The organism is Wolbachia endosymbiont of Brugia pahangi (assembly GCF_012030695.1).
In the GTDB taxonomy this organism is placed as follows: Bacteria; Pseudomonadota; Alphaproteobacteria; order Rickettsiales; family Anaplasmataceae; genus Wolbachia.
The window spans coordinates 636,579-647,827 of the sequence record NZ_CP050521.1; the positions used below are offsets into that span (position 1 = coordinate 636,579).

Sequence of the window (11,249 nt, forward strand, 5' to 3'; positions counted from 1 at the left end):
TGGATGCAAGTGTCATCTACTTAAGGACACCCATCTCAGCAAATCAAGTCAAAAATGTCCATAAAATTGTGATAATATATATTTTTAACTATACTTAGCTTATTCTATAAACTAAAAAGAGAAGAGATTGAACATGGTAGAGTGGCTAATATCTGATCAGCTTATTAATTATAACTACGCTGTAAAATTCATGGAAAAAAAAATTCAACAAATCCATAATAACTCATCTGATGAATTGGTATGGCTACTCCAGCATCCTCCATTATACACAGCAGGAATTAGTGCAACAGATGATGACGTTGTTGAAAAATTATTTCCTATATATAAAACAGGTAGGGGAGGTAAATACACATATCATGGACCAGGGCAACGCATTATATATCTAATGCTGAATCTTAAAAAAAGAAATAAATGTGATATAAAACTATATATTAGAGAGCTTGGTAGTTGGATAATAAATGTTTTAAAGTACCTTAACATATTTGGAGAATTCAAAGAAGATAGAATAGGTGTTTGGGTGAATAACAATGGAGTAGAAGAAAAAATAGCAGCTTTTGGCATACGTTTAAGAAAATGGATAACTTACCATGGCATAGCGCTTAATGTCTCCCCAGATCTTTCCCATTACAAGGGTATTATTCCTTGCGGATTGAAAGGTTACGGTGTTACATCAATAAAAGAACTAGGTGTTAAAGCTCCACTCTTTAAATTAGATAATATACTAAAAAAAGAGTTTTATAAGATATTTTAATGTACTCTGTTGTCATCTACTTCTTATATTTTATTCTCACTTTATGTGCTAATACAGGTATTTATGCAATCAATCAAGTCGATATTATTGCTCCTTCTTCCAAGGGAAAAGAGCCAGATCTAACTACTATAAAAGAATATATAGAAGCTTTGGATTTTAACTTTCATATTTTAGAGAAAATATATAGCAATAATAATCCATTCTACCCTAACTCCGATGAATTTAGAGCAAGCGATTTGATTAGTGTTTTAATTAACGATAGCGAAATAATTTGGTGTATCAGAGGAGGAACAGGAGCTTCTCGTTAATTCCCTGTCTAGAAAAATTACTCAACGATAAAAAAGCAAGAATCGTTCAAAATAAAAACAAAAAAAACTCTTATAGACTACAGCGATATAGCCGCCTTGCACATTTATTTACAAGTCAAATACGATTGGCAAATTCTTCACGGTCCATGTTGGAAATGATAGTAAATAATTTCGTTTCTGAAAATTTTGTTAAAAAATTAAAAAGGCTAATCCTAAGTCAGCAGAGCCCTATTAGGTTTAATAACCTAAAAATAATTAATGATGACATCAAACTAAAAAATGGTAGATTAGAGTCCAAAATCGTTGTGGAAACATGATTTTGGTTAAAAATAGTATAGGAACAGCTTGGCAAATAAATGCAAAAGGAAAAATTCTATTTCTAAAAGATACAAGAGTTTATTCATATGCAATGGGGGGCAGTTTAGATCACCTAAAACAAGCTTGTATTTTTGATGAAGTATACGCAGTAATTTTTAGAAACTTTATTAACTTCGGTAACGACAATCTTGTTAAAGTCGTAAAAGAGAGATCTGCAAAGAGTGTTAATTTCCCAGTGTTCAAAGTCCAAGAGATAGGCCACGAATATATAAATGACCCTTTAACCTCTCAACACCCACACTACTATTAGCGTTCAAGACGAAAAAGAAGGTTATTTTATGGATGTGCAGAATATTGGCTTTACGGATTGATCTATATTGTACTAGCCTTCTGTGTCACAGTAGAATGAATGCACGACGTTAAGCTAAAATAATTTAGATTTACCGATGATTTTATAGGAAATATTTGTTCAACTTTGACTACAAATCCCTACCAACAAATTTCAACAAAAATATCTTAATGCATTTTCAAATATAAGCATTCCGTCTCCATATTTTGGCATAGCAATCTTTAAGCGCTTGCACTTTTCTTTTTCAAGTGGCCAGTTATCCTGCTGAGTAAAAAATATTCCCCTTTCTGGATGAGGCATTAAAGCCAACACTCTACCACTTTTATCCGATAAAGCCGCTAGGTCATATGTAGATCCGTTCGGATTATAAGGAAATTGCAAGTTGGCGTAGTCACCACTTTCATTAATGTAACGTAGTGCAACGGAATTATTTTCAATCAATTGATCTAAAACACCTTGATTCATAAAGAACTTGCCTTCTCCGTGAGCAATAGGAAGATACAACTCATTCAGATCCTGCAACCAAACAGAACTACTTTGTGGGCTAACTTTTACTTTAATCCAACGGCATTGATAATTACCTATATCATTACGTATTAAAGCCAGGTTAGAAAACTCTGGGATTAACTTCGCTAATATCTGACAACCGTTACATATTCCTATGACAAGCTTATCCTGAGATAAAAACTCTTGAAACTTATCTAACAAGTTGTTCTTAACGCGCAAAGCAAAAGCATTACCAGCACCAGTGTCATCACCATAGGAAAAACCCCCTGGGATTGCAAGTATATTACTCAACCTCAGTTCACCTGGATTCTTTATGATCTCATTAATGTGAACGATTCTTACTTCTATATTGTTGACACCAAGTTTTCTACCACATTCTACAAATGCAAATGCAGTTTCCTTTTCACAATTTAAGCCATAACCAGATAAAACGATAATTTTCATGAGTTAAAAATTAAAAAATTCGAATTTTCTTTTTACAAAATTTGCTACTAAATTCAGAGCAAATAACACTATCAACAAGGCTATAATTGCGATAGCAGCAAGTTCAACAAATGCAATTTCAGGACTACTTGACCATATGTATATTTGTACAGGTAGAACAGTTGCCGGATCAAAAAAGGACCTGGGTGTATCAGTGATAAATGCTACCATACCTATCATAAGCAAAGGAGAAGACTCACCTAAAACTCTTGCAACTGCAAGCATAGTACCATGTATTATCCTTGGCAATGCAATCGGTAAAGAGTGGTCTAATATCACCCTGATGTGAGGCGCTCCAAGAGCAAAAGCTGCATCTTTTATTGTAATAGAAACATTAGCAAAGGCATTTTTTGTTGCAATTATAATATTAGGTAACATCATAAATGAAAGAGTCATTCCACCAACAAGTGGCGAAGAACGGGGTAGCTCAAATATGCCAAGATATAGAGTCAAGCCTACTACACCAAATATTATTGAAGGCACTGCAGCAAGATTATTTATGCTAACCTCTATAACATTAGTTATCATACTATTTCTAGGCATAAATTCGTGAAGACAGATACCCGACATAATCCCCGCTGGTAACGCCAAAGCCAGGCATACCATTATCGTCATTAATGAGCCAATAAATGCTCCTAAGATTCCCGCGTTTTCAGGTTCACGAGAGTCAGACTTAAGAAATAGAGATCTATTGAAAAATTTTCCTACTCTCCCCTGTTTTTTTAGCCAACTAAGCAATTCAACATAATGACTGTTAAAATACTTACCCTTATTTATTGAATTTATTATACTTGACGCGGTAAACCAGATTTCATATTCACCATTATGTTTTACTTTTCTACGAACAAAATTCTCTAGCTCTTTGTAAGAATTACGACTTAAAATCTCTTCACCACTCTTAAAATCAGTTCCCTTAAATATCTTTCGCAGAGAATCATTTAGTGAATTAATAGATTTATACCGCAAATTGCTAGGATTATCTGCTAAAACAAAATCAGTGTTTATTTCAATCGGTAATAGAATTTTTGTTACTGTTAAGGCGCTATAAGAGTTAATCAATATACTGAGCAATATACATACAGGGCAACTAAGTGAAATAACTAGCGTCATAAAAGAACAGGAATATAACGCTTTATCTTTTTTATTCTTCCTTTTTATGCGAGCATGCATACGCCTGGACTGAAGCAGTTTAAGAAATTTTGTCTTTATACTCATTTACTTTCAGTTCCTTTTTGTTGCTCAAGTGTGTAATGATGTCATGCAAGCTAATACTGAAGTCTCTTCTTTCTTCCCAAATCTTAGGTCAAACCCACAACTGTGTGAACTTTCTGCATTGTAGTTTTGTAAATACAAGACATAACTGTTGGTGGTATCATCCCAGTGCGCGACACTAAGATCCAGGAAAGTTTGCTTGTAAATAAGCAAACTGATTTGTTGAACATAGAAAGCAGTTGATCTTATATTAAATAAATATCTTTGATGGGATTGCATAAAAAGCTGGATTCCAGTGTCAGCCACTTTCATGACATCGTTTACTATGTAACGCCTTATCATATCAAAATGCTTATATAGTTGTATATCATGCACTGGGAATGACACCATTAACATGACTCTCCATTGTACCTAATTAGACTTATTGTTTTTGTAAGTAGCGCGCTCTTTTATTCTTGCAGCTTTTCCAAATAGTTTACATAGGTAGTACAACTTTGCCCTACGAACCTTTCCTCTTCTTGTTACTTGCACTGAAACTAATGCAGGAGAGTAAATAAAAAATTGAGATACTATACTTTCTCCATGACTTACTTTTCTAACCGCAAAAGAAGAATGTAACCCTCGATTTCTTTTTGATATACATACACCTTCAAATATCTGTATACGCTCACTTGTACTGTCAACTACTTTAAAAGTAACTTTCAAATCATCACCAGAACGAAATTCCGGTACTTCCTTAGCTAATACTTGCATTTGTTGCTCATTGAACTTTTTAAGTAAATTTGTCATTTATCTCTCCATCTAATAATTCAGGCCTACGTCTTTTTGTTATAACTTGAGACTGTTTCTGTCTCCAATCACTTATTTTTTTGTGATTACCAGATAACAAAATTTTAGGTACTCTATGTTTTCTCCACTGCTTAGGTCTGGTATACTGAGGATACTCAAGCACACCACCGCTATAACTAAAACTCTCCTCAGTAATACTACCGGAATTATTTACCACACCAGGAAGAAGTCTAACGCACACATCAAGAACTACCATCGCAGCTGGTTCACCTCCTGAAAGAATATAATCTCCAATGCTTAACTCATAAGGAGTATATTCATCTATCACCCTTTGGTCAATACCCTCAAATCGACCACATAATATCGTTATATGAGGAAATCCTACCAATTCCCTTGCAATACTCTGATCAAATTTTGTGCCAGACGGAGTCATATAAATAAATTTAGTATCTTTATGAGTAGAAAGTACACTATCAACTGCATCACCAACTACATCAGGGCGCATAACCATTCCTGCTCCACCCCCATATGGAATATGGTCTACCGTCAAATGCCTATCTTTAGCAAAAAAACGAATATTCATCACTTCAAGGTTCCATATCTTCTTCTCTAATGCTTTTCCAGCAAGGGAATAGTTCAAAAATCCAGGAAACATTTCTGGAAATATGGTTAATATTGTAACATCGAACATCTTTATAAATTTGTAGTAAACTTAAGTGTGATTTGATATAATGCTTATAATATATACTTAAATCACACATGTTGCCAGACAAAATAATATATGAAGGTAAAGCAAAGTTCATTATTGAAACTAAAGATCCATTAACCGTCATACAATACTTCAAAGATGAAGTTACAGCTTTCAATAAAGAAAAATATAAAATTATTGAGGGCAAAGGAACAATTAACAATCGCATTAGCACTTTTATTATGGAAACACTTGAGAAAGCAGGAATTAACACACACTTTATAAAAACTCTAAGCGAAAGAGAACAGCTAGTTAAAAAATTAAAAATTATACCTCTTGAAATAGTAGTAAGAAATATCGCAGCTGGTAGTTTTTGTAAGCGTTTCAATATAAAAGAAGGTGAGAAACTCGCATTTCCTATAATCGAGTTTTTTTATAAAAACGATGGCCTAGCTGATCCAATGGTAAACGAAAATCACGTGCTATATTTTGGCTGGCTATCTTACGAAGAAATGGAAGAAATTAAAACTATAACCATCAAAATCAACACAGTTCTAATCGATTTATTTTTAAATGCAGGGATAGATTTAGTCGACCTTAAATTGGAATTTGGCAGACCAATAAACGATAATACAAAGATTACTTTAGCAGATGAGATCAGCCCTGACAACTGTAGGCTGTGGGATAAAAATACGCACAAAAAATTAGATAAAGACGTTTTCCGCTTGAACTTAGGAAACTTGAAGGAAGCATACTTAGAGGTCGCGAAAAGATTGTCAGTAAAGTTATGCTAATTAAGATACTACTCCATTAAATGACGGGTTGTATTTCTCATCAAGTTTTCCAATGATCTCAATTTTTTCCCCAAGTTTTTGGAAATGATTTTTTACGCCTTGCATATTTTCAGGATCTATGATCAATATCATACCAATACCACAATTAAATGTTCTTAACATTTCTCTCTTCTCCACTTTACCCTCTTTCGTCAGCCACAAAAATATATCTGGCCATTCCAAAGAACTGATATCTACATCTGCAAATAAATTTTTTGGAAGAATTCGTGGAACATTATCTATTAAGCCACCACCTGTGATGTGTGCAATACCTTTTACCTGCGACATAATAGGCAGTAAAGAATCAACATATATTTTTGTTGGCTTGAGTAGCACCTCCCCCCAAAGTTGATTATCCCACGGAGATAGATCATTGTAACTTATGCCTAAATCTTCAAAGATATGACGCACCAAAGAAAACCCATTTGAATGAATTCCACTTGATTCTAAGCCAACTATATAATCACCTGCTTTCATCACACCGTAATTTGGAAGAATCTTGCTCTTATCAACCACTCCAACCACAAATCCTGCAAGGTCATAGTGATTATTACCATACATTCCAGGCATCTCTGCGGTTTCTCCACCAACCAATGTTATCTTGGCCTGCTTACACCCCTCTGTAATACCCTGAACTACAGACAATAGAACATCTTTGTTCAAAGCACCTGTTGCAAAATAATCGAGGAAAAATAAAGGTGTTGCTCCCTGTGCAAGTAAATCATTTACGCACATTGCAACTAAATCTATACCTATAGTATCATGTTTATCCACTTCTTGGGCTATCAACAGCTTTGTGCCTACCCCATCAGTTGAAGAAACCAGTACAGGATGGTCATATTTCTTACTTAACGCAGCAAAATCAAATAATGCAGAAAATGAACCCACTTCGCTAATTACTTCTTCTCTTTTATTTTCATCAACAACAAGTTTAACTTCTTTCATCAGCTTATTATACAGTTTAAGATCTACTCCAGATTTGGCGTAAGTATTCATGACCATTTTATAAATTCTATGACTATTAACACTATATTAATGAATCGACACAAAAAGTACAACGAAACTTTCTCTCAAATTGACTATCATATGTTTACTAATATAGAGTAACTTAAATCATTTATAATTATTCAATGAGCAAGAACATCAAAAACATACTGTCAATAACAGAGTTATTATCAGGGTGGTTGCTTCATGACTTTGCTAACTCTATGAATGGAATAATGTTTGGCCTAGAAGAGCTTGAAGCAGGCAACCAGAAAGATGCTAGTACACATAGGGAAGCATTATTGCTGCTTAAGGAAAGCTCCGATGATTTGATATATAAACACAAAGTTATGAAACAAGCATACTCTTCTTCAGCGGACAATCGTAGCTTTAGTCAGACCAAATTGAACATTGAAAATTATTTACTAAAAAAAAAATAAAATTCACGTGGAAAACGAATGAATACTTTGCGAAGTGTAAAGTAAGTTTAACTGAAAAGATAAATAAAATAATCTCTAATATGGTAATAACTATAGCCAGTGCAGTAGCAGAGGTTGAACGAATGTCTATTTTTTTGAGCCAAGTAAAGCATGAAACTCTACTAACAATGCAAGTTCTAAACGAGCATAAGTCCCTGAGCAGATCATTAGTAGAAAAGTTAAACAAGAAAGAAGATGACAATTTAAGTACAAAAGATATTAGTATTTACATGACCCACCTGTTATTAGAGTATTATAACGTTAAAATGCACTGTATTTGTGAAAACAACTTGCTGGAAATAGGTTTGACCTTAACTTAAAACAATCCCATAGCTCATGAAAAGTGTTTGTAAGTTTAAGTGCCAGTGTGGGAAACATAATTTCTTTATTGTGGCATTAGACTTTCTGTACAACCTAAACCAAATGAGAACAGGGCAAATTAGTACTTTAAAAGTTTTAAACGCTGGATACTTTTAAATTGCCTTAGCTAAAATGCTTAAGGAACTCATCAAGCAGGAAAAAAAGCAAAAGAAACCTTAGTGATATCTCTTGTAGGAACTTGACATTAATGTCTTATATGCTTGGTAAGTAGTCAACCTTGGAATTATAAATATCCATAACGTCACGATAAGGGTAATGCAGAAGTTTTTCAAATAATTTCTTTATAAAAAAAAGAAGGTTAGTTGATTTTTGAACTAATTCTTAAATAAAGAACAATGCAATGTGAGTTGTTTACTGTTCTCTCAAAAACTTGGCGCTTATTACATTACCTAATAAGCGAGATTCAGCTAACGTAGATAAAAATTTATAAAGACATGGAGTGTCTATATAAGAAAAATTAAACATAACACACCTAGTTTAATAATGTGCTTTTGTCACTTAAATAAAGATTAAGGATAAATTTTAGGTCTAAAACATCCCCATATAAGGGTTCTTAAGGCCTGTAAAATGGGTTTCCGCTCCAGCTCTCTGTTTTTTAAATCATGATTTCGTGCAGTTGTTTGTTGAAGCACTGGCATGACAATAAAAGAGTGGATTACTCAACCGTAACAGATTTGGCCAGGTTTCTTGGACAATCGGCATCTAGCCCTTTTTCTATTGCAACAGAATGGGCAAGAAATTGCATAGCAACACTATAAATTATTGGAGAGATAAAATTATCAATGTCTGGAAGTTGAATTACTTCTTTACAAATCTCTCTTAAGAATGGCACTCCTTGCTTGTCACTAAAAGCAATCACTTTGCCTTTTCTTGCGATGACTTCTTGTATATTAGACAATGTTTTAAAAAATAAATTGTCGTATGGAATAATTGCTATAACAAGTACAGATGAATCTATCAAGGCAATCGAACCATGCTTCATCTCCCCTGCTGCAATACCAATAGTATTAATGTATGAAAGTTCTTTTATCTTCAATGCACCTTCCATTGCAACTCCATATGAGCTTCCTCTACCAATTAAAATAATGCTATTGTGTTCTAATATAATGTCTGGTATGTGTTGTATTTTTATTACATTTAAAACGTATTCAACGTATTTTGGAATAGAATTGATAGCATTACTCAGCTGCTTTGTTCTTTTTTCATCTATTGTATCTTTTATTTTTGCAAGCTCTAAGGTAAAGCATGCTAAAATAGCAAGCTGCGTGGAAAAGGTTTTTGTTGAAGCAACACCAATTTCTGGCCCAGCAAGAGTATGTAACACAACATCTGAGATTTTTTCAATGCCGCTGTTAAACGTGTTAGTTATACTAATGATTGTTTGCTTTTGTGATTTCGCATAGCGTAATGCTTCCATGGTATCGGCAGTTTCTCCGGATTGTGAGATGAATAACCCAATGCTCCCTTCTTCTAGTCTTATGTTGCTATACCTAAATTCTGACGAGATTTCCAAGTATACCCGCACTTGAGCAACACTTTCCAACCAATATTTCGCTATTAGCCCAGCAAAGTAAGATGACCCACACCCAACTATAGTAATGTAACTAAGTTTGGAAAATAATTTTTTACTAGTAGATATTACCTCTGTATATTTTTTATAAAATTGATTTATTGTTTTGTTTAATACACAGGGCTGCTCAAAAATCTCCTTTAGCATGAAGCTAGAGTAACCGTTTTTGCTGATTAGAAAGCTACTTGAACTATTGTTTTCTATGCTGCGTTTTATTTGTGCACCGTTGTTATATATACTCACTCCGCTAGATTTTATTACTGCAACGTCATTATCCTCGAGGTACGATATTCTTTCCACCAGTGTATTTAAAGTGTTAGAATCAGATGCAGCAAACACAGTATTATAATTATAGCCTATTGCTAAAGGTAAACTTCTTTTCGCAACAAATAGAACATCTGGATATCCCGCAAATAATAGGACTAAAGCGAATGAGCCGTGTAGGTTGCTTAAACACTTAAATAAAGAATCAATAGGTGACAATCCTTCATTAAGATATAGGGTTAACATATTTGGTATAACCTCTGTGTCGGTGTCAGTATGAAACGGTATTCCCCTTTCTTCTAAACCCTTTTTTAGCAGATTGTAATTCTCGATTACGCCGTTGTGAGCAACAACAACATTATTTGTACGAATGAGCATTTTTAAGGTCAGGGATTCCATGTGTAGCCCAGCGAGTATGTGCTATGCCAACCGTACTGCTAGACATCCTGCTGTTACCGACAACTTCACATAACCTCTCGACTTTGCCTTCTGATTTTTGAACTTCTATTTTGCCCTCATTGTTTATGATTGCTATACCTGAAGAGTCATACCCCCTATACTCCAATTTCCGCAACCCAGCCAGCAAAGTTGGTATTACTGAATCACCATCACTTACTGCACCAAATATCCCACACACAACTAATTGAACCTTTTTTTAGAGTTATGAAGTATTTTTACCTTTACTATCTTTCCCCTTTTTATTTTTCTCTGATTGATTTTGGCTCTTTTTGCTGTCCTTCTCGGTTTGACCCTTTTCAATTGATTTGGTTTGAGTTTCTTTGTTTGAAACTTCGGATATAGCGGTCTTTAGGACTTTTATCTCAACTTTCGGGGCTATTTCTATTATAAGTTGTGCATTTGCTTCATCAACCTTGTTAACCTCACCCATTATCCCACCAGAGGTAACAACTATATCACCACGCTTTATTTGATCTATCATCTTTCTATGTTCTTTTAGTTTCTTGTGGTTTGGGCGAACGATAAAGAAATAAAATACTATACATATTAAAATCAATGGAATAAAATTAGCAAAAGGTGCACCAATGCTTGACACATTACTAGCTGCATCTGCCGCAAAAACTTCAGAAATGAACATATTTAACCCTAATTGTTAACGATAAAATTAAATGAACTGCTTAAGTATTAATTACAATACCATTTCATGTCAAGTTTGGTGAAAGAAAATAATGCTTTCTACAAAAGATTACAAGTTAGTGATTATCGTATTATTTATACGGTAGACGCTGCAGCGTGTGAATTAATCATTACTTCGATAAAACACAGAAGAGAATCTTATAGAAAGAAAAAATAACTAGACTTGTTACAATAGTAC

11 protein-coding genes and 2 pseudogenes are annotated in these 11,249 nt (G+C 34.0%); 5 read left to right on the forward strand and 8 right to left on the reverse strand.

Annotation, left to right across the window (positions count from 1 at the left end; all coding sequences use genetic code 11):
• The first annotated feature begins 133 nt into the window (after positions 1-133).
• Positions 134-751, forward strand: a complete 618-nt coding sequence (gene lipB, locus WBP_RS03010; RefSeq protein ID WP_167896019.1) for a lipoyl(octanoyl) transferase LipB — start codon at positions 134-136, stop codon at positions 749-751.
• Positions 751-1,748 (forward strand): annotated as a pseudogene (locus WBP_RS06240) (LD-carboxypeptidase). Before lipB ends, WBP_RS06240 begins: the two are co-directional and overlap by 1 nt.
• Positions 1,749-1,879: 131 nt before the next feature.
• Here WBP_RS06240 and WBP_RS03020 read toward each other — a convergent pair.
• Genes WBP_RS03020 through trmD form a run of 5 tightly spaced genes read right to left on the reverse strand, consistent with a single transcriptional unit; the run spans position 1,880 to position 5,408 of the window.
• Entirely contained in the window at positions 1,880-2,677 is a 798-nt protein-coding gene (locus WBP_RS03020; RefSeq protein WP_167896020.1) for a phosphoribosylformylglycinamidine synthase subunit PurQ, read from the reverse strand.
• Between the two features lie 3 nt (positions 2,678-2,680).
• The gene (locus WBP_RS03025; RefSeq protein ID WP_167896021.1) at positions 2,681-3,931 is read right to left on the reverse strand and encodes a PstA family ABC transporter permease; all 1,251 of its coding nucleotides are present in this window, start codon (positions 3,929-3,931) and stop codon (positions 2,681-2,683) included.
• 24 nt (positions 3,932-3,955) lie between these two features.
• Positions 3,956-4,318, reverse strand: a complete 363-nt coding sequence (locus WBP_RS03030) for a hypothetical protein (RefSeq protein WP_167896022.1) — start codon at positions 4,316-4,318, stop codon at positions 3,956-3,958.
• 21 nt (positions 4,319-4,339) lie between these two features.
• On the reverse strand, positions 4,340-4,717 hold the full coding sequence (gene rplS, locus WBP_RS03035) for a 50S ribosomal protein L19 (protein WP_167896023.1): 378 nt from the start codon (positions 4,715-4,717) through the stop codon (positions 4,340-4,342).
• Positions 4,701-5,408, reverse strand: coding sequence for a tRNA (guanosine(37)-N1)-methyltransferase TrmD (gene trmD, locus WBP_RS03040; protein WP_167896024.1), 708 nt, complete (start codon positions 5,406-5,408; stop codon positions 4,701-4,703). The genes rplS and trmD overlap by 17 nt, the downstream gene beginning before the upstream one ends.
• Positions 5,409-5,476: 68 nt before the next feature.
• On the opposite strand from trmD, the gene purC reads away from it, so the two are divergent.
• Positions 5,477-6,199, forward strand: coding sequence for a phosphoribosylaminoimidazolesuccinocarboxamide synthase (gene purC, locus WBP_RS03045; RefSeq protein ID WP_011256428.1), 723 nt, complete (start codon positions 5,477-5,479; stop codon positions 6,197-6,199).
• Here purC and purM read toward each other — a convergent pair whose 3' ends face one another.
• On the reverse strand, positions 6,200-7,234 hold the full coding sequence (gene purM / locus WBP_RS03050; protein WP_167896025.1) for a phosphoribosylformylglycinamidine cyclo-ligase: 1,035 nt from the start codon (positions 7,232-7,234) through the stop codon (positions 6,200-6,202). It lies immediately after the preceding gene.
• 134 nt (positions 7,235-7,368) lie between these two features.
• Between purM and WBP_RS03055 the strand changes: the two genes are divergently transcribed.
• Positions 7,369-7,662, forward strand: a complete 294-nt coding sequence (locus tag WBP_RS03055) for a hypothetical protein (protein WP_167896026.1) — start codon at positions 7,369-7,371, stop codon at positions 7,660-7,662.
• A gap of 1,075 nt (positions 7,663-8,737) precedes the next feature.
• Here WBP_RS03055 and glmS read toward each other — a convergent pair.
• Both glmS and yajC read right to left on the reverse strand, forming a co-directional pair.
• Positions 8,738-10,553 (reverse strand): annotated as a pseudogene (gene glmS, locus WBP_RS03065) (glutamine--fructose-6-phosphate transaminase (isomerizing)).
• A 24-nt stretch (positions 10,554-10,577) separates the two neighbouring features.
• Positions 10,578-11,012, reverse strand: coding sequence for a preprotein translocase subunit YajC (yajC, locus tag WBP_RS03070; RefSeq protein WP_167896027.1), 435 nt, complete (start codon positions 11,010-11,012; stop codon positions 10,578-10,580).
• A 66-nt stretch (positions 11,013-11,078) separates the two neighbouring features.
• On the opposite strand from yajC, the gene WBP_RS03075 reads away from it, so the two are divergent.
• Entirely contained in the window at positions 11,079-11,228 is a 150-nt protein-coding gene (locus WBP_RS03075) for a type II toxin-antitoxin system RelE family toxin (protein WP_167896028.1), read from the forward strand.
• Positions 11,229-11,249: the final 21 nt, after the last annotated feature.